The 22462-nt window shown below is 73.0% G+C and carries 31 protein-coding genes; 24 read left to right on the plus strand and 7 right to left on the minus strand.

All coding sequences use genetic code 11. The features are described 5' to 3' along the window. Positions 1 to 401: 401 nt before the first annotated feature. From IPL32_19105 to IPL32_19130, 6 genes are all read right to left on the minus strand, one after another. Positions 402 to 587: a hypothetical protein gene (locus IPL32_19105; GenBank protein MBK8467927.1), complete on the minus strand. Its 186-nt coding sequence runs from the start codon at positions 585 to 587 to the stop codon at positions 402 to 404. Beyond that, positions 584 to 1354, minus strand: coding sequence for a hypothetical protein (locus IPL32_19110; GenBank protein MBK8467928.1), 771 nt, complete (start codon positions 1352 to 1354; stop codon positions 584 to 586). Before IPL32_19110 ends, IPL32_19105 begins: the two co-directional genes overlap by 4 nt. A gap of 343 nt (positions 1355 to 1697) precedes the next feature. Beyond that, the gene (locus tag IPL32_19115; GenBank protein MBK8467929.1) at positions 1698 to 1928 is read right to left on the minus strand and encodes a helix-turn-helix transcriptional regulator; all 231 of its coding nucleotides are present in this window, start codon (positions 1926 to 1928) and stop codon (positions 1698 to 1700) included. 70 nt (positions 1929 to 1998) lie between these two features. Then, positions 1999 to 2352, minus strand: coding sequence for a hypothetical protein (locus IPL32_19120; protein MBK8467930.1), 354 nt, complete (start codon positions 2350 to 2352; stop codon positions 1999 to 2001). Continuing rightward, positions 2349 to 2687 (minus strand): hypothetical protein, encoded by a 339-nt coding sequence (locus IPL32_19125; GenBank protein ID MBK8467931.1) that lies wholly within the window; start codon positions 2685 to 2687, stop codon positions 2349 to 2351. Before IPL32_19125 ends, IPL32_19120 begins: the two co-directional genes overlap by 4 nt. Positions 2688 to 2689: 2 nt before the next feature. Then, on the minus strand, positions 2690 to 3013 hold the full coding sequence (locus tag IPL32_19130; protein ID MBK8467932.1) for a hypothetical protein: 324 nt from the start codon (positions 3011 to 3013) through the stop codon (positions 2690 to 2692). A 662-nt stretch (positions 3014 to 3675) separates the two neighbouring features. Between IPL32_19130 and IPL32_19135 the strand changes: the two genes are divergently transcribed. The 7 genes from IPL32_19135 (at position 3676) to IPL32_19165 (ending at position 7911) form a co-directional block, all read left to right on the plus strand. After that, positions 3676 to 4245 carry an HIRAN domain-containing protein gene (locus IPL32_19135; protein MBK8467933.1) on the plus strand — a complete coding sequence of 190 codons (570 nt, stop codon included), beginning with the start codon at positions 3676 to 3678 and terminating at the stop codon, positions 4243 to 4245. A 780-nt stretch (positions 4246 to 5025) separates the two neighbouring features. Continuing rightward, positions 5026 to 5295 (plus strand): helix-turn-helix transcriptional regulator, encoded by a 270-nt coding sequence (locus tag IPL32_19140; protein ID MBK8467934.1) that lies wholly within the window; start codon positions 5026 to 5028, stop codon positions 5293 to 5295. Between the two features lie 50 nt (positions 5296 to 5345). Continuing rightward, positions 5346 to 5852, plus strand: a complete 507-nt coding sequence (locus IPL32_19145) for a hypothetical protein (protein MBK8467935.1) — start codon at positions 5346 to 5348, stop codon at positions 5850 to 5852. Positions 5853 to 6105: 253 nt separating this feature from the next. Next, positions 6106 to 6663: an ORF6N domain-containing protein gene (locus tag IPL32_19150; protein ID MBK8467936.1), complete on the plus strand. Its 558-nt coding sequence runs from the start codon at positions 6106 to 6108 to the stop codon at positions 6661 to 6663. Then, positions 6660 to 6947 carry a hypothetical protein gene (locus tag IPL32_19155; GenBank protein MBK8467937.1) on the plus strand — a complete coding sequence of 96 codons (288 nt, stop codon included), beginning with the start codon at positions 6660 to 6662 and terminating at the stop codon, positions 6945 to 6947. The genes IPL32_19150 and IPL32_19155 overlap by 4 nt, the downstream gene beginning before the upstream one ends. Positions 6948 to 6973: 26 nt before the next feature. Continuing rightward, entirely contained in the window at positions 6974 to 7303 is a 330-nt protein-coding gene (locus tag IPL32_19160; protein MBK8467938.1) for a hypothetical protein, read from the plus strand. After that, a complete protein-coding gene (locus IPL32_19165) occupies positions 7303 to 7911 on the plus strand; it encodes an S-adenosylmethionine-binding protein (protein MBK8467939.1) in 609 nt (202 codons plus the stop codon). The genes IPL32_19160 and IPL32_19165 overlap by 1 nt, the downstream gene beginning before the upstream one ends. A gap of 8 nt (positions 7912 to 7919) precedes the next feature. Here the strand turns inward: IPL32_19165 and IPL32_19170 are convergent, their stop codons facing one another. After that, a complete protein-coding gene (locus IPL32_19170; protein ID MBK8467940.1) occupies positions 7920 to 8300 on the minus strand; it encodes a hypothetical protein in 381 nt (126 codons plus the stop codon). Between the two features lie 92 nt (positions 8301 to 8392). On the opposite strand from IPL32_19170, the gene IPL32_19175 reads away from it, so the two are divergent. The 17 genes from IPL32_19175 to IPL32_19255 form a co-directional block, all read left to right on the plus strand. After that, positions 8393 to 9658, plus strand: coding sequence for a hypothetical protein (locus IPL32_19175; GenBank protein MBK8467941.1), 1266 nt, complete (start codon positions 8393 to 8395; stop codon positions 9656 to 9658). Beyond that, positions 9658 to 9804 carry a hypothetical protein gene (locus IPL32_19180; GenBank protein MBK8467942.1) on the plus strand — a complete coding sequence of 49 codons (147 nt, stop codon included), beginning with the start codon at positions 9658 to 9660 and terminating at the stop codon, positions 9802 to 9804. Before IPL32_19175 ends, IPL32_19180 begins: the two co-directional genes overlap by 1 nt. A 190-nt stretch (positions 9805 to 9994) precedes the next feature. Then, entirely contained in the window at positions 9995 to 10324 is a 330-nt protein-coding gene (locus tag IPL32_19185; GenBank protein ID MBK8467943.1) for a hypothetical protein, read from the plus strand. Further along, a complete protein-coding gene (locus IPL32_19190) occupies positions 10317 to 10895 on the plus strand; it encodes a hypothetical protein (GenBank protein MBK8467944.1) in 579 nt (192 codons plus the stop codon). Before IPL32_19185 ends, IPL32_19190 begins: the two co-directional genes overlap by 8 nt. Then, positions 10892 to 11893, plus strand: a complete 1002-nt coding sequence (locus IPL32_19195; protein MBK8467945.1) for a hypothetical protein — start codon at positions 10892 to 10894, stop codon at positions 11891 to 11893. The genes IPL32_19190 and IPL32_19195 overlap by 4 nt, the downstream gene beginning before the upstream one ends. 181 nt (positions 11894 to 12074) lie before the next feature. Then, complete coding sequence (locus tag IPL32_19200) at positions 12075 to 12254, plus strand: hypothetical protein (protein ID MBK8467946.1); 180 nt, start codon at positions 12075 to 12077, stop codon at positions 12252 to 12254. Next, positions 12251 to 12781, plus strand: coding sequence for a hypothetical protein (locus tag IPL32_19205; protein ID MBK8467947.1), 531 nt, complete (start codon positions 12251 to 12253; stop codon positions 12779 to 12781). Before IPL32_19200 ends, IPL32_19205 begins: the two co-directional genes overlap by 4 nt. 668 nt (positions 12782 to 13449) lie before the next feature. After that, a complete protein-coding gene (locus IPL32_19210) occupies positions 13450 to 13638 on the plus strand; it encodes a hypothetical protein (protein ID MBK8467948.1) in 189 nt (62 codons plus the stop codon). Next, positions 13635 to 13973, plus strand: a complete 339-nt coding sequence (locus tag IPL32_19215) for a hypothetical protein (protein ID MBK8467949.1) — start codon at positions 13635 to 13637, stop codon at positions 13971 to 13973. The genes IPL32_19210 and IPL32_19215 overlap by 4 nt, the downstream gene beginning before the upstream one ends. A 404-nt stretch (positions 13974 to 14377) precedes the next feature. Continuing rightward, positions 14378 to 14737, plus strand: a complete 360-nt coding sequence (locus IPL32_19220; GenBank protein ID MBK8467950.1) for an HNH endonuclease — start codon at positions 14378 to 14380, stop codon at positions 14735 to 14737. Between the two features lie 217 nt (positions 14738 to 14954). After that, a complete protein-coding gene (locus IPL32_19225) occupies positions 14955 to 15482 on the plus strand; it encodes a phage terminase small subunit P27 family (protein MBK8467951.1) in 528 nt (175 codons plus the stop codon). After that, positions 15472 to 17355, plus strand: a complete 1884-nt coding sequence (locus IPL32_19230; protein MBK8467952.1) for a terminase large subunit — start codon at positions 15472 to 15474, stop codon at positions 17353 to 17355. Before IPL32_19225 ends, IPL32_19230 begins: the two co-directional genes overlap by 11 nt. A 35-nt stretch (positions 17356 to 17390) precedes the next feature. Next, complete coding sequence (locus IPL32_19235; GenBank protein MBK8467953.1) at positions 17391 to 19259, plus strand: phage portal protein; 1869 nt, start codon at positions 17391 to 17393, stop codon at positions 19257 to 19259. After that, positions 19256 to 20164: a Clp protease ClpP gene (locus IPL32_19240; protein ID MBK8467954.1), complete on the plus strand. Its 909-nt coding sequence runs from the start codon at positions 19256 to 19258 to the stop codon at positions 20162 to 20164. The genes IPL32_19235 and IPL32_19240 overlap by 4 nt, the downstream gene beginning before the upstream one ends. Next, positions 20161 to 21570, plus strand: coding sequence for a phage major capsid protein (locus IPL32_19245; GenBank protein MBK8467955.1), 1410 nt, complete (start codon positions 20161 to 20163; stop codon positions 21568 to 21570). The genes IPL32_19240 and IPL32_19245 overlap by 4 nt, the downstream gene beginning before the upstream one ends. 58 nt (positions 21571 to 21628) lie before the next feature. Beyond that, positions 21629 to 22036, plus strand: a complete 408-nt coding sequence (locus tag IPL32_19250) for a hypothetical protein (GenBank protein MBK8467956.1) — start codon at positions 21629 to 21631, stop codon at positions 22034 to 22036. 58 nt (positions 22037 to 22094) lie between these two features. After that, a partial coding sequence (locus tag IPL32_19255) for a hypothetical protein (protein ID MBK8467957.1) occupies positions 22095 to 22462 on the plus strand: 368 nt, incomplete at its 3' end.

The raw sequence follows: 22462 nt of genomic DNA on the forward strand, positions 1-22462 counted from the left end.
CCATGGCGTCGGCCCGGTCGCCGGGGTCGGCTACCCGGAGGCCCGCCGGGTGGGGGTGTTCCCCTTTTTCGACCACGATCGAGGGCCCTTCGGCGTCGGGGACCACGGCCAGGGCGGCTCGCTGGCGGGCGCGGGTAGAGGGGGCGATCACCGGGTGGCCCTCCGGGGCGCCGGCGCAGGGGCGGTGGCCGCGGCGCGGGCCGCCACGGCCTTGGCCTGGGCCAGGACGCTGAGGACCTCGGCGTGGCTGGCCTCGACGGGGCCGGCCAGCGCAGGCCGAGCGGCCGCCGGCCGGGCGCAGCTGGCCAGCACCCAGCCGCCGGCGGCGCCGCGCTCGACCTGGGCGCCTCGGGGGAAGGCCTTGCGGCAGCCGCAGGCGCAGGTGCCGGGGAACTGGGAGATCACCGGCCGCTCCTCGCGCGGCGCTCGACGGCCGCGGCGTCCCTGAGGGTCTGGAGGGCCTCGTGCGTCTCCGGCGACAGGCGGCGCAGGGCGGCGGGCCGGCGGCGCTCCTCGAGGAGCAGCCGGGCGAGGACCTGGCGGCCCGCCTCCACGACCGAGGCCTGCAGGAACTCCTGGCGGCTCACCGGCTGCCCCCCTTCTTCGAGGCCTTCCGGCCCTTCACGGTGTCGAGCGCCTTCTTGAGCTGCTCCGGGGTGGTGGTGATGTCGGGCCGGCCCGGGGTGCGGAGGGTGACGGTGGTGGAGATCCCGTCGCTGCCCTTGGTGAGGTGGGCGGAGCCGCCGTTCTTGAGGATGACGTTGACGTCCCCCTCGAGGAGCTTCCGCTTGGCCTCCGCCGGCGACCCGTGCTTCGGGCAGTCGGCGCCGCTGGCCAGGAGGCGGCCACAGGCAGGGCAGACCTGGCTGGGATCGGTGGGCCCCTCGCCGGCGCCGCTCGCGTCCATGGGCATGAGCAGCCCCAGCTCCTCCGCATTGGGGTCGAGCGACTGGACGACGATGGGGCTCGGCTGCCCCTCGGGGCGGCCCAGCTCGACGGTGAGGCAGACCCCGCCGTCGCCGTCGCCGTAGCCGGAGCCGGAGCCGGAGCCGGAGCCGTCGCCGGAGCCGGAGCCGTCGCCGTAGCCGTAGCCGGAGCCGGAGCCGTCGCCGTAGCCGGAGCCGTAGCCGGAGCCGGAGCCGTCGCCGGAGCCGTAGCCGGAGCCGTCGCCGGAGCCGTCGCCGGAGCCGGAGCCGTAGCCGTAGCCGTAGCCGGAGCCGTAGCCGTAGCCGTAGCCGGAGCCGTCGCCGTCGCCGGAGCCGGAGCCGTCGCCGGAGCCGTCGCCGTAGCCGGAGCCGTAGCCGTAGCCGGAGCCGCGCGCCCAGGCGGGCAGCGCGCCGCTCAGGACTTCCACGGGGCCTTCTCCCAGGCCTCGACGGCGGCCGGCGTGACCTCGGCGACGGCGGTGGCGCGGAGGGTGATGTCGGCCCGGGGCCCGATGCGGCACTGGCTGTCGGGGCCGGTGGCGGCAAGGCCGAGGAAGCCCTTCGCCCGGCTCGGGCTCAGGGGCAGTTGCGCGCGTTCCTGAGGGATGGTCTCTCGCCGTCGGACCGAGAGCGGGTGGCCCAGAAGAAGACGCCGCGGGGCTCGGTGGTGACCAGCACGGGGAGGAGGGCGGCGGGCTTCGAGGTCTTGGCGGGCTTGGTGGTCTTCTTGGTGGCCATCTGGTGGGGCTCCTTGGTGGTGGTGCGGGTTGGTCAGGCGGCGCGGGCGAAGAGGTCGCCGACGGGGGTGCTGAGAAGACGGGCCAGCTCGACCACGGTGGTGGTGGGCGGGTTCCTGCCGCCGCGCTCGATGAGGCTGAGGTAGGCGACGGAGATCCCGAGCCGCTCGGCCAGCGCGGCCTGGGTGAAGCCGGCGCGGAGCCGGGCGGCCTTGAGGTTCACGCCGAGGAGGGCGAGGGTCTGGGTCTTGGTCTTCTGGTTCATGGGCTGCTCCTGGTGCAGTGGAAGGGCCCGCGACGGCCTCCAACGATCGACCGGCGCGGGGCCCCCGGGCTCATCCCGGGGGCAGGGTGAGGCCGGCCTGCTCGAGGACGGCGAGGGCGGTGGAGCGGAGGACGTCGAGCTGGGCGACGGCCTCGGGGCGGAGGAGGCGGAGGTCCCCGTCGGAGAGGTGCTCGTCCAGGGTGGTGACGAGCTGGCGCGCGAGGGCGCCGAGGAGGGGCGCGGCGGCGACGAGGGTGGCGTTGGCCAGCTGCTCGTCCGAGCCGACCACCGCCGTGAGCTGGGCGACGGCCCGCCCGGCGGTGGCGCCGGCCACCTCGGAGAGCCTGGCCTCCCGCACGTACAGCTTCCCGGCGCCGCGCCGGTCCTTGTTCACGACCCAGGGGCCGGGGGTGTGGGCGGTCACGGCCGCCCCTCGGCCTTGGCGATGGCGGCGCGGGCGTTCGCCTTCCAGCAGTCACAGTCGTCGGCCACGGCGACCTCACCGGCGATGTAGTCGCAATCCTCGTCGTGCGGGCAGTTCAGGACCGCCGCCCGTAACGCCTCGAGCAGCTCCGGCGCGGCGGCGATGAGGTGGGCGTTCGCGATCTGCCGCGGCTTGCCCTTGGTCCCGGCCCCCTCCCAGAGCAGGGCCACTGGGTGCCGGCCGTCGGCCGCCTCGACGAGGTGCCCCGGGACGGCGGCCGTCGGCGCGTTCAGCTGCGCGCACCACGGCCCTGGAGTGTGCTTGGTCTTGGCCATGATCAGGCCTCCGCCGCGGCGTAGCCCATGCCGTGGTTCTTCCCGCCGCAGGCGCACTCGCACTTCCCGCCGACGGACGAGAGGCAGCGGGCGTCGCACTTGTGGGCGGGGCGGAAGGTGCCCTTGACCTCGACCACCTTGGGCGACCGGCCGCAGCAGAGGAGGGCGCCGATGCAGGCCAGGCCGCGGAAGGTGGGGGTGCCGCCGCGGGCCGCCAGCGCCCGGGCCGCCGCCTCACCGTCGCGGCCGCTGCTGTAGGCGTCCTGGGCGACGAAGGCGGCGGTGGTCCCGCAGGCCTTGCAGCGGATGATGGTCGGCGTCGGCATCTCGGCATCCCCCTCGGCGCGCCGTCCTGCGCACCGTGAGTTCCTTATAAGGGTACCAGTGGGTTCTCGTCAAGGGAACCTGTTTTGCGCATGCCTATCTCAAATCCTTCCGGGCCGCGCTCGGTCGCGGAACCTCCCGACAAGACGGGCGGATTGACGGTCAGCGGATGCGCACGTACTTTCTGTGGCCGGACAGAGGGTCCCATCGGTGACCCGCGTCGAGGTGCCCCATGGCGAACCCGCAGCCCCCGGCCGGCGGCCGGCAGATCTCCATCACGCAGCGGCAGGTGCGCGCCCAGGCGGCCGCGGCTCAACTGCTCGACCTGGTGCGAGGAACGGCCCGTGACGGGGTGCTCTCCGAAGAGGAGACGATGGACCTCTTCCGCTGGCTGGAGGCGAACCCGGCGGAGGACCTGCCCGCCGCGGGCTACCTGCGGGAGGTGGTCGAACGCATCATGGCCGACGGGGTGATCACCGACGCCGAGCGCCAGGAGCTGCACGACGCGGTGATCCGGGTGCTCCCCCCAGCCGAGCGCGGCGACGCCAAGTCGGCCCGGTGGGAGGCGCTCCGCCCTGAGCAGGAGCGGGCCGAGACCGCGCGGCGCCTGGCGGCGCGGGCGCGTGCCGCCGAGGAGGCCAGGGCGAACGGCGTGTGGGACTTCATGGTGGCGGGCGTGAGCTTCGAGGGCCGGGGCGAGGTGATCGCGGACCACCTGGCGGAGCACGATCCGGTGGTGCTCCGCCGGGAGCCGCGCAACCCCTACGACCCCAACGCCGTCGCGATCCACCTGACTACCAGCGAGGGCCAGAAGATCGGGTACGTGCCCAAGGCCATGGCGGCGGAGATGGCCCCGCTACTCGATGGCGGGCTGGAGCCGTTCGCCTTCTGCAAGCGCATCCTGGACCGCGGGACCTACCCGATCCCGGTGGTGGTGGTGCGAATGGAGGACGAGCGGGGGCAGCCCGTCCTCCCGGTCCCGCTGGTGACGGCGCCGGCCGGCCCGACCAGCGAGGAGCTGCTGGCCGCGCCCGCCGCGGAGCCGCCCGTGGCCGACTCCGAGTCTTGGGCCGATCCTGCGCCGGTCCCCGCCCGGACAAAGCGCCCCGGGCGGGCGAGGCGGACGGCCCCTCAGCCGCAGCTACCGTTGGGGTGCCTACTCGGCGGGGCGCTGGTGATGGGGCTGGTGGTTCTTGGCGTCCTCCTGGTCAAGATGACGGCGGGCTGGAAGTAGCCCCGGCCGGGCCCCTCCGATGCCCCGCGCGACGATCCCGATCCTGCCCGGCGCTCTCCGGGAGCTGCTCCGCCGCCGGGACGAGCTGCTGGCGACGGACGAGCGTGCGGCCGTCGAGGCGGCGCTAGCCAGCGCCACGGCGGAGGAGCGGGTGGAGATCGGGCGCAACCTGGCCAGGCTGGGGCTGACGCTGCCGGGCCGGCCCGGCCCTGGCGCTACATGAACCGCGCCTCGATCCTGGCTCGGTAGTCATCGAGCCACAGGACCAGCCCCATCAGCGCCCGCTTCGCCTTGCCGCGCCGCTTCGGTGGGTCAGTCGCCTCGGCGGCTCCGCGGTCGCCGTCGAGGCCGTGATGGGGGGCGTGGCGCTCTCGGGCGGACTTTGGGCTCCCTCGGCCATCTCGAGCTGGCGCCTGAGGATGCGGGCCTCGGTCTCGTTCAGGTAGGGCCAGCCGGGTTCCGAGCGGCCCAGCCGGGGGACCAAGGACTCGATCTCGTCCACCTGGAAGGCGACCCAGTCGGACTTGGCGGGGTTAGTGCGCTTCGTCCAGGCCGACTTCGACTTGAGGCCCAGGAGAGGCAGCAGCTCCTCGACGATGATCTGCAGCTCCCGGCGGCGCAGGTCGATCCTCCGAGCGATCTCGATCGCCCTATCCCTGCCTAGAAGCGGAGCTTTCCCGGGTCTGCCCTTCACTCCCGAAGCGTATCCGTTCCGTTGTCGGAAGGGTGTCATAAGTGGTTCCCTTGACGCGAACCAGTGAGTTCCCTTAAAAGGTACTCATGGAGAACGGCAGCGCGGCCCGAGTCGAGAGCATCGTCCAGCGGGTGGGGCAGCGCGCCCGCCTGCTGCGGGAGGCCCAGGGGCTGACGCTCCGGGAAGTCGCAGCGCGGTCCGGCCTCGGGCTGGGCGCCGTCAGCGAGATCGAGAACGGCAAGCGGGAGGGCCGGATCGGCAGCTACGAGCGCCTCGCCTCCTCGCTTGGGGTGACGCTCGCGAGCCTGCTGTCCGTGGGTCCTCATGCCCGCAAGGTGCGCCGTCCCGCCGCCTGATCCGAGAGCAGCCGAGCAGACGCAGCCAACCTGAACGCCTGGAGGGGCCGATGGACGGAACGAGGATGGAGGAGCGGGAGGTCGCGCGAGCGGTGCACCGGGCCTTCATGGAGCGCGGGGAGCTCTCGGCGAAGGCGGCGGCCAGCGTGGACGTGCCGTGGGGGCGGATCCAGAAGTGGGCGACGGGGCAGAAGCAGCCCCGGGCCTGGGAGGTCCGGCACCTGCTGGCGGCGCTGATGGCGCAGAGCCCGGAGGCGGCGGTGGTGTTCCTGGACGAGCTGCTGGGGCTGCGGGTGTCGGGGCTCATCCTGGCGCAGGCGCCGCGGGCCGAGAGCGCCCGGCACGCCCTGGTGGTGGAAGCAGCCGAGGCCGGCGCGGCCGTGGGGGCGGTGCAGGCGGCCGTCCTGGAGGCGGAGCGCGAGGGCGGGGTCTCGGCGGAGGAGAGCCAGGAGATCCGGGCGCTGACCAGGGTGGCGGAGCGGCGGCTGGTGGAGGTGGCGGCCGTGGCAGCCCGAAACGAGCTGGCGCGGATGGCCCCCGAGGCGGTCCCGGCGTGAGCCTGCCGAAGGTGTACCGAGAGGGGCGCTGCGCCCTGTGCCGGAAGCTGGCCGGCCACCCGATCCACCAGGTCCCGCCTTCGCCGGGCCTCCTGCAGCGCCTGGCCCGGCTGGCGTGGCCTCGGTGGGTGTGGGGGCACGCGGAGGGGCGGCACGTCCTGGTGGACCGGGACGTCCGGGTGAGGGCGGCCGAGGGGATGACCAAGCTCCGGCTGCGCATGGCGCGCCGGGTAGGGCAGGGGAGGGTCAAGGCGTGAACCAGATCGAGAAGCTGAAGGCCGCGCCGATGGAGCACCAGGGCCATCGGGTCATCACCCTGGGCCAGATGGATGAGGCGCACGGCCGGCCAGAGGGCACCGCCAAGAAGGCATGGCAGCGCCACCGCGCCAGGCTGGTGGAGGGATCGGACTACTTCCAGCTGCCGGGGGAGTCTCGTTCCCCTGGTGGCCGCATGGAACCGAGCATCCTCCTGGCCGAGTCCGGCTACCTGCTACTGGTGAAGACCTTCCGCGACGACCTCGCGTGGCAGGTCCAGCGCGAGCTGGTGGCCGGCTACTTCCGCTCCAGGGAGGGGGCCCTGGCCGGCGCCGACGCCCGGATCGACAGGGCGCTTGCGCTGGCTCAGGACGCCAACCGGACCGTCCACGCCCTCACGGGCCTGGTCTCGGCCCTGCTGAAGGACCACCGGCGGCGCAACGCCGAGGCCGGCCGGGTGCTGGCCGGCTTCCGGCCGCGCACTCGCCGCGCGCCCCGGAGGGCGCCCGCCCAGCTCGCCCTCTTGCTGGGCAAGAAGAAGCCGGGGGCCGCGTGAGGACCCTCACCCTGACGCTGCTGGTGGCCGTCCTGGCCGTGCCGCTGCTCATGTTCGGGGCCGCGCGCGCCGTGGGCTACGAGGCACGCTCGACGGCCGACGACGGCCCGCGCATCCCGAAGGAGAGCACCGGGGAGCTGCTGGCCCACGCCGTGCGGGGGTGCGTGGAGGGCGGCGGGCAGTCCTCCACCGGCATCCAGGCCGGCGTGGTCCTGGCGCGCTGCACGCCGGCCGCCCTGCCGCACCTGGGCGTCGAGCCGATCGTCAGGAGGGCGGGCCGGTGAACCAGCTGAACATCTTCGACGAGGCGCTGCAGCGGCTTCGGGAGCAGCCGGCCCGCCGCCCGCGCCCGGCCGGCGCCAGCGAGGCGGCCTTCCAGGCCTTCCACGCTGAGAACCCGCACGTCTACGCCGCGCTGGTGGAGCTGGCGCGGGCGGCCAAGGAGAAGGGGGCCGCGGAGATCGGCATCGGCATGCTCTGGGAGGTGCTGCGCTGGCGGCTCTTCTTCGAGACGACCGATGCCAACTTCAAGCTGAACAACAACCACCGGAGCCGCTACGCGCGCCTGATCATGGCGCAGGAGCCGGACCTGGCGGGCATCTTCGAGGTCCGAGAGCTGACCTCGGAGAAGGCGGCCTGATGGCCCAGGAGCTGCTGGACCTGGCCGGCGGGGTGCTGCCGACAGCGCGGGGTGGGTGGGGGACGGTCTGTGCCGACCCGCCATGGGCGTTCCGAGACAGCGGGAGCCGGGTAGCGCCAGACGCCGAGGTGCGCCGCGGCGGCGCCGTGAAGCGCCTCTACCGGACGATGCCCACCAGCTGGGTGGCGCGGCTGCCGGTGGCGAGCGTGGTGGCCCCCTCGGCGCACCTATACCTGTGGGTCCCCTCCGCCCTGCTCGAGGACGGCCTGGTGGTGATGAAGGCGTGGGGGTTCAGCCTCAAGACGACGGTGGTCTGGGGCAAGCGGACGAGGCACGGCCGCCCGGCCTTCGGGGCGGGGCACTACTTCCGCGGTGCCCACGAGCTGGTGCTCTTCGGGGTGCGCGGCCGCTGCCCGGCGCTGAGCCGGCGGGAGCGGACCTACTTCGAGGCGGAGACCGGGGAGCACTCGGTGAAGCCGGAGCTGCTGCAGGACATGGCGGAGCGGGTGAGCCCAGGGCCGCGGCTGGAGCTCTTCGCGCGCCGCCGGCGCGCCGGGTGGACGACGTGGGGTGACCAGGTGCCGGCGCCGACAGGGGAGGCGGCCTGATGGATCGCCTACCCCTCGAACTCGACGTCCGCGACCAGCCCCGCCTCGACGCAGGCGCCGGAGAGCTCCATCAGGGCGTTGTTGAGCGCCTTGAAGTCGATCTGACCGCCGCCGTCGGCCATCCGGTAGGTGCCGCAGGCGTTGGTGTTCCAGAGCAGCGCCACAGCCTGGACGGCGCGCAGCACCGACTTGGGCAGCGGGGCCTCCTCCCCGGGCTCCAGGACCTTGAGCATGGACCTGAGGCCGTCAGCCATCGCCGATGCGTCGATGGGGGCGGTCTCCTCCCAGGAGTTCTCATCGTGCTCCAGCCTAAGGGCCGCCTTCCTGCCGTCGGTGACGCTGAGGGTGACGGCGTGGCTGCCGGTGCCGAAGCCGATGCTCTGGTGCATGTGGATCTCCTGCTTGGGTGGAGCGCCGAAGGTGCCAGCCGCCCGGACCAGTCGTCAAGCGATTCAGGGCCGCGTCTCATTGGGGGTGGGTGATGGCTGGGCTTCCCTGGTTCGCGGTCTACGCCGACTTCCCCGACCACCCCAAGAGCGTCCGGCTCGGGGTGAAGCTGGGCCAGCCGCTGGCGTGGGCGCACGTCCTGAAGCTCTGGGCCTACTGCGCCCGCCTGGCGCTCGACGGCCGGGTCGAAGCTGACGTGGTGGAGCACGCCGCCGGCTGGACCGGGAAGGTGGGCCGGTTCATTGAGGCCGCGGCTGGCTGCGGGTTCATCGAGCAGGACGGCGACTGCTACCTCGTCCATGGCTGGGAGGAGCGCAACGGCGCCCACGTCAGGAAGCACGACCGGGACGCCAAGAAGCCGCGCGGAAACCGCCCGCCAGCCGCTCCGGTCCCTCCACCGTCCCGCGCGGGACCGGAGCGGGACGCCAGAGGGACCGGCGCCTGTCCCTCGGAGACCCAGCGCGGGGACAGTAGAGAAGTACAGAAACAAGAAACAGCTGCTGCTGCTCGCGCATGCGCGCGGGACGCGGCCGGTGCCATCAGCAAGCTGGGCCCTGGGGAGGCTGAAGCCGCACCCCCCCCTCCCGCGGTGGAGGTCTCCCCGGGGCCCGTTGTCTCCACGGGGGCGCTGCCGGCCGCGCCCGATGAGCCATCGGAAGCCCACCCGGGCAGGGCCATCGCAGGGACTGCTACGGCGGCCCAGGTCGGCGCTCCTCTCGTGGCCGTTGCCGCCTTCGACGACAGCCCGCCGCGCCTGGCGCCCGTGTTCGACCTGGTGGAGCTCGGGCCCGCCGCCGCCGAGATGCGCGCCCGGCTGGAGCTGCGCGCCGAGTGGAAGTTCCTGGTGGCTGCCCACGACCGCAAGGTGCAGGTGCGGTCGGCGCTGGAGGAACTGGTCGAGACACTGGGCGTCGACCGGGCGGAGGCGCTGTGCTGGGGGGCGCTGGAGCGGCGCCGCCGGCAGGGGCTCCAGCCCCCGAAGACCCTCGCCTTCTTCGTGCCCCTGCTCGAGGAGGCGCAGCGCGGCGGCGACCCGCTGCCCGTGGAGGTCGCCGGGGTGGACATCGACCAGGTGCGCGGCCAGCGGGACCTCGAGGTCGAGCAGCGGTGGGCTCCCCTGATCGGCGCCATGAACCCGGCGCAGCGGGAGGCCTACGAGGCCGAGAAGCGGCGCCTGGCTGACGAGGTGCGCGCCCAGGGGCTCTGGACGACCGAGGAGGCGCGCCAGCTCGACGCCGCCGAGGCGTTCCTGTTCGAGAAGTGGAGCCGCCGGGTGAAGGCGGCAGGAGGCGAGGCGTGATGCCGGAGACCCTGTCGATGGTGTTGCCGCTGGCGGGCATCGGGCTAGTGACCTGGTGGCTGCTGGGGCTGGCGAAGCCCTGGGACAAGATCGAGGTCCGCCCGAGCAAGGACGTGATGCTGGACCTCACCGGGAGGCGCTGGTGAGCCAGGGCGGGCGCTACCTGGGCGGCGAGGAGCGGCTGGCGTGGGGGTGCGCCGTCGCCATGGCGGTCATCATCGGGTGGACGGCGGGTCGCGTGGTGCCTCGGCCGCTGCCGGAGCCGACTGCGGCCGGCGAGTGCCAGCCCGTCCGCGTGACCTGCGGCTGCGTCCCCGTCGTCACGCCGGTGAAGCCATGAGCGTCGAGCTCCGGAAGGCGGCGCTGGCGCTTGCGGACCTCGCTGGGCGAGCCGCGAGCCGGGTGGTGGGCAACTGCATCGAGGACAAGGGCAGCCGCCCGGGGTGCCGGACATGCCGGGACCTCCAAGCGGCGACGAAGGCCGCCGTCCAGGCCGTCCACGACGCGCTGCGCGAGACCGAGTCGACCCAGCCGGCCGGCCTGGCCGGGGAAAGGTGCTCGAGGTGCGGCCACCCCAAGGCCGACCACGCCATCGCAGGAGTCCCCGGCCCGTGCGCGTGGACGGTCTGCGCCTGCAAGGTGTTCCAGGAGGCCGACCGTGGCTGAGACCCTCGCAGAGATGCACGCCCGGCACGCCCGGGAGATCGAGGCCATCGAGAGGCCCGGTGCGCCGACCTACTCGCAGTTGGCGGCTGAGGTGGAGAAGCTGCGGGAGCTGGACAGGCTGGCGACCCTGGCTCTGCTTGGGGCTGGGCGGGCGGTGGGCGAGCTGATGGCCCGCGCTAAAGCTGCGGAGGCCCGGGCGGACGAGGCGAGCCGCGAGTTCACGCTGCTGAAGGAGGGCGCGGGGGTGGACGAGCTCCTGGGGGCCGAGCTGGTTCGGCAGCGCGACGCCGCGCACCGTGAGCTCAAGGCCATCAAGGCCGGGCTGGCGAAGGCAGACACCGCAGCGAGCCCGTCCTGTGCCCGCTGCGGGGGGGCCCAGAGCCACCACGTCCACGACCTCGAACACATCGTGACGCCCCACCCGTTCCAGGCCGCCACACTCCCCGCCAAGCGAGGGTTTGACGACTGCCCTTCCTGCCACGGTGAAGGGCCTTTTTGGCGGTGGGATGGCCGCGGGTACTGCACCACATGCGAGGGGCGAGCGACCTCGTCCGCGGAGGAGGGCAAGTGAGCGAGTCCGAGTGCAGTTACTGCGGCCGGCTGATCAGCGACGAGGGCTTCTGCACCCACGTGCTGGCTCACCAGGAGGCCGACGCCCTCCGCGCCCGATGCGAGGCAGCGGAGGCCGAGGTGGCGGTCTGGAAGGATGCCGCGCAGGAGGTGGTCAACCTCTTCGACCCGGCCAAGCCCGAGGTGTCCGCGCCGCTGCTCCGGGCTGTGGCGAAGGGGGCCAAGTCAGCCAACCAGGGCCTGCGAGCCGAGGTGGAGAAGCTGAAGCGCGAGGAGAAAGACATCGGCGCCTTCATCGACGCGGCGCTTGCCGACCGGGACGCTTTTGAGGACGAGGCCGACGCGCTGCGGTCGGCGCTGCGGGCGCTGGTGAAGGCCCGGGAGGTCATGGCCCCCCCTGGACGGGGTGTGCTCGCTCAACGACGAGTTCTCCCGCGCCCGGATGGTGCTGCGGCTGATCGACCACGCCGCGACGACTGGGCCGGGTGGGCCATGACCTTGGCGGAGCTGCAGAGGCTGATCGCGATCGGGTTCGGGGTGCGCCTCAGCAAGGAGCAGGCGCAGTCCGTGGCCGCGGAGATGGAGCAGGTGCGAGCCGATCGCGACGCCCTCAAGCACGAGCGGGACGAGGAGCGCGCCCGACGCTTCGACTGCGAGCGGTCGCATGGAGCCCTGGCCGCCCAGCTCGCCGGCCTCGATGCCGACGTGGCCGAGCTGCACCGACGGCTCGGGGAGGAGATCGGGGGCCGGGCCGCAGACCGAGACGCCTACGCCGCCAACATCGAGAGGCGGGCCTGGGAGTACGACGGCATCGAGGAGGGGCTGCTCTGGGCCATCCAGCGCCTGGAGGGGCGGCTCACCGAGGCCATGGAGGTGCTGCGCCCGCTGGAGTTCATCGGCGGCGAGTGCCCGGAGTGCTCCGGCATCAAGGGCATCCCAGGCCTCGGGCACGATCCCGAGTGCAGGCTGGCGAAGGTGTTGGCGGAGAGCCGGCCGTGACCGCCCCGAATCGCGCCCGCCCGTGTCCCCTCTGCGAGGCGGCCAGTGACGACCAGGTCGTTGGGCTCTACCGGGAGCGGGCCTTCGAGGAGCACGTCCTGCGGGCCCACCCAGGCTTCGACCCGGCGAGCTGCTGGGCGATGCCGCTGCCGGCGGCCGCGCCGCGCCGAGGGAGCCACCGATGACCGAGGAGGAAGCCCTGAAGAAGCTCCGCGAGGTGACCCAGCGCCTGCGCGACAACGCCGCGGCCGCCCGGGCGCCCCGCCCGCCGCCGCGCGCCACGCTGCCGCTCCCGGTCGAGGAGGCCCCTCCTCCCGCGCCCTGGCAGGACGGCCCCGAGGACGAGGAGCCGGCCCCGTGAGCCCGGTTCCCAGGCTGAAGTCCCGCGTCACCGAGTACCCCTTCCTCTGGCGCTTCGACCCGGATCGGTACGCCACGGCCTACCTGTGCTCCCGCATCCACGAGGCCCAGGTGGTGGCGTGGCTCCTCGACGCCCTCCGGCGGGGCTGGGGCGCGAAGGCCTGGCCGGTGGACGTGGGGGCGAAGACGCTCCGCGGGCGGGCCGTGGGCGCGCTGCGCCGGCGCGGCGTCGCGCGGCCCGAGCAGCTCCTCCACGGGACCACCGGGGCGGGCATGGCCGGCCTGCCCGACATCCAGGCCATCCTCCCAGGCGGCCAGGCGGTACTGGTGGAGGCGAAGGCGCCGGCTTGGCTCAAGGCGTCGGGCAAGACCGGCCGGATGATCCTGGACCGCGCCGCGGGCGCGCCCGACCCCACCCAGCTGGCCTTCCTGACCGACGCCCACGCTCATGGCGCCCTGGTGGGGTGCGCCTGGGCCGTCACGGACCTCTTCGAGATCCTGGGCCCGCCGCCGAGGAGGCTCGCTTGAGCCTGGCCGACGAGCCGTCCACCGGGGGGCGCTTCGCCCGGGCGGACGAGGTCTGCGCGCCCCAGGACCAGCTCCGCCGGGCCTACCTCGACTGGTTCGTGAAGGTGGCCATGCGGTGCCACGGCTGCGGCCGGGAGGTCTACGAGCCGGCCGCCGAGCAGCACCCCGGGGTCTGCCTGGCTTGCCTTCGGAAGGGCGTGCCGGCCCTCCAGGCGCCTGCCCACCTGGTGGCCGAGGTCGCCCCGCCGCCTCGCCCGGCCCTGAAGGTGGTGGCGCCGCCGGTTGAGGAGGAGCCCGAGGACCTCGACGAGCCCACCTGCCGCCACTGCGGCCGGGAGCTCCTGGAGGGCAACCGCTCGGGCATCTGCGGGTCGTCGAGGTGCTTCCGGATGGAGCACCCACCGCCTCCACCGACCCCACCCAGCACGCCGCCTCCAGCCCCTCCGCCAGAGGCACCCACCGCCTCCACCGACCCCACCCAGCACGCCAAGGAGCCGTCCCCGATGCCGAAGCCCTCCACCTCCCCGCCCCGCCGCTCCTGCGCCGCGCCAGGGTGCTACACGCCCCTCAGGTCGGACAACAAGACCGGGGTCTGCTCCCCTTGCAGCAGGGCGCGCAAGGGCCCTGCCCGGGCCAAGCCGGCCCGCGCGCCGGCACCGAGGGCCCAGGTGTCGCCTGGCGCGGCCGAGATCGTCAGGTCGCTGCCTTCGGCCCCCAGCGTGCTGGTGGCCGGGCTGGACGTCGAGCAGCTGCTCCAGCTCCTCAGCGAGGGCCGGAAGGAGCTGGTGCGCCGGCAGGAGGCCGCCCGCTCCCTGGCCAGCCGCATCGAGAGCGCCATCCAGGAGCTCGGGGCGTGACCGCGGGCGATGCCGAGAAGGTGCCCTCCGAGTCGTTCGTGGAGGCCGTGGTCCGCGCCGCCACGCCAGAGCCTGCGCCGGCGCGCGGCCGGGCCGTGGTCCTGGACGACCTGGTGGCCCAGCTGCGCGAGCGGAGCGCCTTCGGCCTGAGGAAGTACGGGACGGTCCTGGAGACCTGGAACGGGCGGGACGCGGGCGTGGATGCGGTGCAGGAGCTGCTCGACCTCTTCGTCTACCTCCACCAGGCGGCCATGGAGCGGGCCGACCTCGAGGTGGAGCTGGCCCGGCTGCGGGCCAGGGTGGCGCAGCTCGAGGCGGAGCAGGCGACGGGGTAGGGCGGGCCCGAGGGAAGGGGCGGGGAGGAACCGATGGGATGGTGCCAGGCGCCGGGCTGCGACAGGGAGACGCCTCCGAGAGGCGGTTCCTACTGCGAGGCCCACTGGAAGCAGAAGCAACGCGGGCGGGCGCTCACGCCCATCGCCGTGGTGCTGACGCCCAAGGAGCGGGTGGTGGCCACAGGGTCAGAGCACCTGGAGGCCGAGGACGACCAGGAGTACATCGAGACCGAGCGGCGGTTCCTCAGGGCCTGCGAGGTGTGGCTGAGGACGCGAGGGTGGAAGCCGCCCACGCCCCGCCGCCCGCGCCAGCAGGAGCCAGAGGACTGCCCCAGGCAGCTGCCCCTGCCCCTGCTGATGCGTCGGCCGTCCAAGCAGGGAGGGAGGCTGTCGGCCAGGTAGACATGGCTCAAGGCGCACCACATCGCTGCATCGCTCCGGGCTGTCGCGAACTGCTGCCGCGCGGGACCACCAGGTGCGAGCCCCACGCGGCCAAGCGGGCGACGGAGGTCTACGAGCGGAGGGGGACGACCAACGCCTCGACCTACGGGGCGGACTGGCGAAGGCTGCGCGCCCGCTTCCTGGCTGGCCACCCCTACTGCGCCTGCTGCGGGCTGGAGGCCAAGCACGTGGACCACGTGGTCAGCGCGAGGGAGGCCCCCCACAGGCGGCTCGACGCGACCAATCTTCAGGCGCTCTGCGCCTCGTGCCACAGCAAGAAGACGGCGCTCGAGGACGGCGGCTTCGGTAGGGCACGGCGATGATGGTGCCGATGTCAGTCCCCGCGAGTATGAGTGCGTCATCGGGTCCTGGGTCGCTGGGTTGGCACGCCAACATCGCACCCGGGGGTGGGTCAAAAAGCTGGGGGGGGGCTGAGCAAACGTGCTTTGCCTCATTAATTCACGCCCGGGAAATTCGGACCCTCAACCCCCCGACGATGAGGTCCACCCCTGACGGGTCGGACCGTGGGTCTGGTGCACTGTGGGTGCACTGACCTTGGTCGGCGCCGGGCGGCCGCGCAAGCCCACTGAGCTCAAGCGGCGCAACGGGACGTACGACTCCAGGTCGGGCAGCGCGAACGAGCCGCGCTCGGCCTCGGTGCCGCTGCCGCCGCCGCCCGAGTACCTCACCAAGAGCCAGAAGATCGCGTGGAAGCGGCTGGCCAAGCTGGTGGATCCGCTGCGGGTCGCGACGGCGGCCGACGTGATGGCCTTCGAGTCGCTGGTCTGCGCCTACGTGATGCGTCGGGATGCCGAGGATTCGCTGCGATCCGACGGCAACACGTCGCCGGTCTATGAGTGCGCGACGCAGTTTGGCGTCGTCCTGCGTCCGCGGCCCGAGATCGCGATCATCGCCCAGTTCGACCGCAACTTCGCAGGCTGGTGCACCCGGTTCGGCCTGACGCCGGCGGACCGGAGCCGGGTCGCGCAGCTCGACCAGGACCGGAGCAGCGACCCGCTCGACGAGTTCGGCGCCGGGCCACGCGGCGGCGGGCCCCATGGCACGTAGGCCGGCGCCCGCGAAGGCGCGGTCCGGCAAGAAGCCCACCCGCGGCGCGCCGGCGCGGCGCCCGGCGCGCCGGCGCGGCGCCCGGCGCGCGCCGCCGGCGGAGACGGCGCCCCCGCCCCCGCCGCCCGCCGGGCCGGCCGACCCGCACGTGGCGAAGGCGCTGGCCTACTGCCACGACGTGGTCTCGGGCGCCATCCCGGCCGGCCAGCGCGTCATAGCCGCGTGCCGCCGCCAGCTCGCCGACCTGGCGCGGCAGGACGACCCCGCCTGGCCCTACCGCTTCGACGAGGCCAAGGCCGGCCGCGTCTGCCGGTTCATGGAACAACTGCCCCACGTGAAGGGCGACCTGGCCGGCCACCTGCTGCGGCTGGAGGGGTGGCAGGCCTTCGTCTTCACCACCGCGTTCGGCTGGGTGCGCAAGGACACCGGCGCCCGCCGCTTCCGGCGCGTGGTGATCTTCGTGCCCCGCGGCAACGGCAAGAGCTTCCAGAGCAGCGGCGTGGCGCTCTACTGCCTGTCGGCGGATGGGGAGGGCGGCGCCGAGGTCTACGCCGCGGCCACCACCCGCGACCAGGCCAAGATCGTCTGGGGCGACGCCGACGCCATGCTCCGCCGCCGGCCGGAGCTCAAGGAGCGGCTCGGCCTGGAGATCCCCGAGAAGGCGACCGCTAGCCGCTCCATCATCCACCAGCCGCGCACCGGCTCGAGGTTCGTCCCGCTCTCCCGCGAGGCCGACAACTACGACGGCCTCAACATCCACTGCGTGATCGAGGACGAGATCCACGCTCACCCGACGCGCGACCTGCACGACGTGCTGGAGACCGCGACCGCCAAGCGGTCCCGCTCCCTGATGTGGGTCATCAGCACTGCCGGATCCAACACCTCCGGCATCGGCTTCGAGATCTGCTCCTACGCCAGGAAGCTGCTCGACGGCGTCCTCGAGGACGAGTCCCTCTTCGCGGTCATCTACGAGGCGGACGACGACGACGACTGGACGTCGGAGGCCACCTGGCGGAAGGCGAACCCGAACTGGGGCGTGAGCGTCCAGCCGGACGTGGTCGGCCAGCTGGCCCGCAAGGCCATGCAGATGGCCAGCGCCCAGAACAACTTCAAGACCAAGCACCTCAACATCTGGTGCAACGCCGACGTGGCGTGGATCAAGCCGAGCGACTGGGCGAAGTGCGGCGACCCCGACCTGAAGATCGAGCACTTCGGCAGCGCCCCGTGCTTCATCGGCCTCGACCTCGCCAGCACCACCGACATCTCGGCCAAGGCCAAGCTCTTCGTCCGGGACCTCCCGCACCGGGACCAGGTGCTGGCCCGGTCGGGCGCCACGGAGCGCCACTACTACCTCTTCCTCGACGCCTTCCTGCCCGAGGGCGCGGTGGTGGACGGGCGCAACTCGCAGTACCAGGGGTGGGAGATCGATGGGTGGATCAAGACCACCCCGGGCCCGGAGCTCGACTTCGGGGTCATCAAGGAGTCCCTGCTCGAGGACCGCGATCGCCTCAACGTGCGCGAGGTGGCCTACGACCCCTGGCAGGCCCTCTACCTCACCCAGGAGCTCCTGGCGGCCGGGCTCCCGATGGTCGAGTGCCGGCCCAGCGTCCAGAACTTCAGCGGGCCGATGAAGGACATGGAGGGGCTCGTCCTGAGCGGCCGGCTGCACCACGACGGCAACCCGCTCCTGGCCTGGATGGCCTCCAACGTCGTCTGCCACCGCGACGCCAAGGACAACATCTACCCGCGCAAGGAGAGCCACGAGAAGAAGATCGACGGCATCGTGGCCACGATCTCGGCGCTCTGGAGCGCCATGATGTCGGCCTCCGACGAGGGCCCCTACACGGGAAGCCGAGGGCTCCGCTCGCTCTGACCGCGAGAGGTCCAAGCCGCCCGGGACGATGGGGCATGGGCTGGACCTCACGCATCGCCTCGCTCTTCGGGCGCCCGAGCGCCGCCGGCGAGGTCTCGCTCGCCGACCCCTCCCGGCTGGTTCGCTACCTCCCGATGCCGGACTTCATCGAGGGGCTCTACATCACCCCCGACACCGCCCTGCAGCTCTCGGTGGTGTGGGCCTGCGTGGACGCCATCAACAAGGCGATCGCGTCCTGCCCCTGGAACATCCTCACCCGGGACGGGCGGCGGCTCACCCTGCTGCCCGACGACCCGCTCGGCTACCTGCTCAACGTCCGGCCCAACCCGGAGATGACGGCGATCGCCTTCCGGGAGGCGCTCGGCTACGGCGCCCTCACCTGGGGCAACGGCTACGCCGAGATCGTCCGCGCGACGTCCGGCCGCATCGCCGAGCTCTGGCCGCTCCTGCCGGACCGGGTGACCATGCGGCGCCACCCCGAGACCGACGAGATCTACTACGAGGTCATGGAGATGGACGGCGGGCGCAAGCAGCTCCCGCCCTCGCGCATCTTCCACGTGCGCGGGCCCAGCCTCACGGGCTTCCTCGGCGAGGGCATCGTGAGCTGGGCGGCCCGGTCCATCGGCCTGGGCCTGGCGGCCGAGCGGTACGGGTCGGCCTACTACGGCAACAACGCCACCGTCGGCGCCGTCCTCGAGTACCCGAAGACCCTGACCCAGGAGGCCTACGACCGCCTCAAGGACGACTGGGAGGAGAAGCGCCAGGGCGTGGGGAAGGCCCACAAGCCGCTCATCCTCGAGGGCGGCATGAAGTTCACGCCCATCGGCAACGAGCCCGAGAAGGCCCAGCTGGTGGAGAGCCGGAAGTTCCAGGTCGAGGAGATCTGCCGCTGGTTCGGCGTCCCCCCGCACAAGGTGCAGCACCTGGAGCGGTCCACCTTCAACAACATCGAGCACCTGGGAATCGAGTTCGTCCGGGACTCGCTCACCCCGTGGGCGCTGCGCTTCCAGCAGGAGGCCGACTTCAAGCTCTTCCCGGCCCGCGCGCCGTGGCGCCAGTCGAAGATCGACATGGCGTGGCTCACCCAGGGCGACGCCCGCAGCCGGTGGGAGGCCTACCAGATCGGCCGCCGCATCGGCGCCCTCTCGGCCAACGACATCCTGGAGATGGAGGGGATGAACGGGATCGGGCCCGAGGGCGACATCCGCATCGTCGAGAGCAACATGCAGAGCCTCGACGCGCTGAAGGCCGCGGAGGCGAACGCCAAGCTGAAGGGCCTGCCCGAGGTCTACCAGTACCACCTGGCCGCCGGCATCCCGACCAAGAACGAGGTCCGCGCCCGGCTCGGCCTGCCGCCGGTGGAAGGCGGGGACGAGTTCACCTCCATCGTGGACCTGAACGCCCCGCCGCCGCCCGCCGGCGGCGCTCCGGCAGAGGGCGTGGAACCGCCGGAAGAGCCCGCCCAGCCAGATGATCCCGGCGCTCCGGTAGAGCCCGAGGAGCCGGACGAGGACGACGACCAGGAGGAGCCTGCAGCGGCCGCCGCGGCGGCGCCGCGCGCGGTGCTGGCCGAGGCCATGGTGGTCCTCTTCGCCGGCAGCCTGGAGCGGTACGGCCGGCGCCTGGCGGCGCGCGAGGCCGACCTCGTCCGCGCTGGCCACCGGGCGTCCAAGGTGGAGGGGAACCTCGCCGATGAGAGGGAACGGCTCCGGCCTCGCCTTCTCGATGAGTGCCGGGAGGGGATCGCCCTCCTGGTCAGGGTCGAGAGCGCGGGCGGGGCGGGCGAGGACGACGTGATCAGGGCAGCCGACGAGGTCGACAACGGGGTGCCGGCGAGGACCGCCGCGGAGCGCCTGGTCGCCCAGCTGCTGAAGCCGGCCGATCCGGCCGGGGAGGGCGCGTGAAGATCTTCGCCAGCATCAAGGGCCGGCCCGCCATCGAGGCCTTCCGGGCCGCCATGCCCGCCGGTGTGCGCCGCTTCAGCGCCCGCACCTGCGCGGTGGAGCCCGCCGCGGCCAAGAAGGGCGCCGCCGCCACCGGCGAGCTCTACATCTACGACGCCATCGGCGCCGACTACTGGGGCGGCATCGGCCCGAAGCAGGTGGCCGAGGCGCTCGACCAGTTCAAGGCCGACGGGGTCAAGGATCTGGTCATCTACGTCAACTCGCCCGGCGGCGACGTCTTCGACGGCCTCGCCATCTTCAACCTCATCAAGCGGTTCGAGGGGAAGAAGCGGTGCGTGATCGATGGCCTGGCCGCCTCCGCGGCGTCCGTGGTCATCCTGGCCGCCGACACCGTCGAGGCCGGGTCCGGGGCGATGGTGATGATCCACGACCCGTGGTCCATCGCCATGGGCAACGCCCTCGACATGCGGCGCGCCGCCGACCTGCTCGACAAGGTCGCCGGCGAGCTGCTCGGCATCTACGTCTCCGAGACCGGCGGCGACGCCGAGGAGCTCCGCCAGCTGATGCAGGCGGAGACCTGGCTCACCGCCGAGGAGGCCATGGACCGCGGCTTCGTGGACTCCGTGGCCGCCGTCGGGGCCCCCTGCGAGGAGTGCGGCCAGGAGCCGTGCACCTGCGAGGAGGGCGCCGCCGCCCGCGCCGTCGCGCCGCTGGTCGCCCGCTTCCAGAACGCGCCCGCGCCCCTCCGGGAGCGGGCCGCCGCCTCCAAGAACCTCATCCGCTCGATGACCGAGCGGGTCAGCAGCATGCGAGATCGGGCCGGCCCGGCTCGTAGCGAACCGGCCAGCCGGAGCGCGCCCAGCAACACCACCCCACCGCCCCACGCGGGCAAGGAGTCAAAGTGAACCCGTTCCGCAGCCTCATCGCGGGCGCGCTGCTCATCTTCGGCGCGGCCGCCAACACCATCGAGGAGCTCCGCAGCAAGCTGCAGGAGCTGCAGGCCTCGGCCCAGGGCCTCCAGGACCTGGCCGACGCCGAGAAGCGCGACCTGACCGAGGCCGAGACCAAGCAGATCGCCGACCTCTTCGCGGCCTTCGACGCCACGGAGCTGGAGATCCGCCGCCGGGAGGACCTGCAGGCCCGGGCCGACCGCATCGGCGCCAGCGCCGCCCGCATCGTCCGCCCCGACCCGACCCCCGCCAGTGTCCAGAACGCGGTCCGCCCGGCCATCACCGGCGGCGAGCCCGCAGCCGTCGCCAGCTCCCGCGGCACCGGCGGCTTCCGCGCCTTCGGCGACTTCGCCAAGGCCGTCCACTCGGCGGCCGGCGGCCGGCAGACCGACCCCCGGCTGAGCATGGTGAACGCGGCCGCGGCCACCACCTACGGCCAGGAGGGCGTGGGCGCTGACGGCGGCTACATGGTCCCCCCGGACTTCAAGGCCACCATCCTCTCCCGGGTCCTCGCCGAGGACTCGCTGCTCTCCCGCTGCGACCAGACCCCCACCACCTCCAACTCGATCACCGTGCCGATCGATGAGGACAGCCCGTGGGCCACCTCCGGCATCCAGGCCACCTGGGAGGGCGAGGCCACCACCTTCGGCCAGGGCAAGCCGGCGCTGAAGAGCACCACCGTCCGCGCCAACAAGATCACCGCCCTGGTCCCGGTCACCGACGAGCTGCTCGAGGACGCTCCCTCGCTCGAGTCGTTCCTGCGCCAGAAGGCCCCGGCGAAGATCGACTACAAGGTGAACGACGCCATCATCAACGGCGACGGCGTCGGCAAGCCGATGGGCTTCCTCGCCTCCCCCTGCCTGGTCACCCAGGCGGCCGAGGGCGGGCAGACCGCGGGCACCGTCAACTTCGCGAACATCTCCAAGATGTACTCGCGCATGCCGGCCGCCAACCGGAAGAACGCCGTCTGGATCATCAACCAGGACCTCGAGCCGCAGCTCGACAACCTGGTGGTGCCCGGCGCCGGCGCCTCCGTGGCGGCCCCCGCCTACATGCCGCCCGGCGGCATGAGCGCCTCGCCGTTCGCCACCCTGAAGGGCCGGCCGGTCATCTACACCGAGGCCGCCAACGCCCTGGGCGCGGTGGGCGACATCACCTTCGCCGACCTGTCGGCGTATCTGGCGGTGGTGAAGTCCGGCGGGCTCAAGACGGACTTCTCGATCCACCTCTGGTTCGACCAGGGGCTCAGCGCCTTCCGCTTCGTGCTGCGGATCGGCGGGCGGCCCTGGTGGAACTCGCCCATGGCCCGGGCCAAGAGCGCCAACACGCTCTCCCCGTTCGTCGCCCTGGCGGCCCGGTAACCGACCTGAGGGGCCGCCCGCCTCGGGGCCCCTCACCCCCCAACAGGAGAACGAACCCATGATCCCCAACATCAAGCCCTCGGCGGTCTACCCGATCAAGGGCGGCATCAACCCGCAGTCCATCGCCGCGGCCGGCACCCAGACCTCCGGGTGGCTGGACGCCAAGGACGGTGAGTGGCTGAAGGGCACGCTCCTCAACGGCGCGCTCGGCGGCTCCACCCTCACCAACCTCAAGGTCGAGCAGGCCACCAGCGCCGCCGGCGCCGGCGCGAAGGACCTGGTCACCAACGTGGTCAACGCGCTGCAGGTCGCCGGGACCCACGTGCAGTTCGAGGTGCAGCTGGTCAACGCCCTCGACCTCGACGGCGGCTTCCGCTACGTCCGGGTCAGCGTGACCAACACCGGCGGCACCGGCGCTCTCCAGGCGGTCGCCTGCGAGATCGGGCCCGCCCCGTACATGGCGTAAGCAGCACCGGGGCGCGGGCGGATCCCCTCCCGCCCGCGCCCCGCTCCCCCTCCCAGCCATGGCCACCGGCGACCTCACCACCCTCGCGCAGGTCAAAGGGTACCTGCCCAAGGTGGAGGTGCTCGACACGCAGTTCGACGCCCTGCTCGCGCGCCTCATCACCGCGACGTCGGAGCGGTTCAAGGCGGACACCAACCGCACCATCCTCAAGGCCACGGTCACCGAGACCACCAGCGGGAGCGGCACCACGCGCCTCCTCCTGGGCGAGTACCCGGTGGCCGGGGTCACCTCCGTCACCGTGGACGGGACGCTGGTCCCGCAGCGCGCCGCGGTCGGCGAGAGCGGCTGGGTCCTCATGGGCTCCCGCGTGGAGCTCGTCGGCTACGTCTTCGCCTGCGGCGTCGCCAACGTGGTGGTGGTCTACGG

It is taken from the genome of Chloracidobacterium sp. (assembly GCA_016711345.1).
Taxonomy (GTDB): Bacteria; Acidobacteriota; Blastocatellia; order Pyrinomonadales; family Pyrinomonadaceae; genus OLB17.

Coding starts and splice junctions, on each gene's coding strand:
- IPL32_19220 (MBK8467950.1), top strand. CDS start 14,378: ATGGCTCAAGGCGCACCACATCGCTGCATCGCTCCGGGCTGTCGCGAA.
- IPL32_19250 (MBK8467956.1), top strand. CDS start 21,629: ATGATCCCCAACATCAAGCCCTCGGCGGTCTACCCGATCAAGGGCGGC.
- IPL32_19115 (MBK8467929.1), bottom strand. CDS start 1,928: ATGAACCAGAAGACCAAGACCCAGACCCTCGCCCTCCTCGGCGTGAAC.
- IPL32_19230 (MBK8467952.1), top strand. CDS start 15,472: ATGGCACGTAGGCCGGCGCCCGCGAAGGCGCGGTCCGGCAAGAAGCCC.
- IPL32_19165 (MBK8467939.1), top strand. CDS start 7,303: ATGGCCCAGGAGCTGCTGGACCTGGCCGGCGGGGTGCTGCCGACAGCG.
- IPL32_19200 (MBK8467946.1), top strand. CDS start 12,075: ATGACCGAGGAGGAAGCCCTGAAGAAGCTCCGCGAGGTGACCCAGCGC.
- IPL32_19135 (MBK8467933.1), top strand. CDS start 3,676: ATGGTGGCGGGCGTGAGCTTCGAGGGCCGGGGCGAGGTGATCGCGGAC.
- IPL32_19125 (MBK8467931.1), bottom strand. CDS start 2,687: ATGGCCAAGACCAAGCACACTCCAGGGCCGTGGTGCGCGCAGCTGAAC.
- IPL32_19170 (MBK8467940.1), bottom strand. CDS start 8,300: ATGCACCAGAGCATCGGCTTCGGCACCGGCAGCCACGCCGTCACCCTC.
- IPL32_19175 (MBK8467941.1), top strand. CDS start 8,393: ATGGCTGGGCTTCCCTGGTTCGCGGTCTACGCCGACTTCCCCGACCAC.
- IPL32_19130 (MBK8467932.1), bottom strand. CDS start 3,013: ATGCCGACGCCGACCATCATCCGCTGCAAGGCCTGCGGGACCACCGCC.
- IPL32_19185 (MBK8467943.1), top strand. CDS start 9,995: ATGAGCGTCGAGCTCCGGAAGGCGGCGCTGGCGCTTGCGGACCTCGCT.
- IPL32_19140 (MBK8467934.1), top strand. CDS start 5,026: ATGGAGAACGGCAGCGCGGCCCGAGTCGAGAGCATCGTCCAGCGGGTG.
- IPL32_19145 (MBK8467935.1), top strand. CDS start 5,346: ATGGACGGAACGAGGATGGAGGAGCGGGAGGTCGCGCGAGCGGTGCAC.
- IPL32_19180 (MBK8467942.1), top strand. CDS start 9,658: ATGCCGGAGACCCTGTCGATGGTGTTGCCGCTGGCGGGCATCGGGCTA.
- IPL32_19235 (MBK8467953.1), top strand. CDS start 17,391: ATGGGCTGGACCTCACGCATCGCCTCGCTCTTCGGGCGCCCGAGCGCC.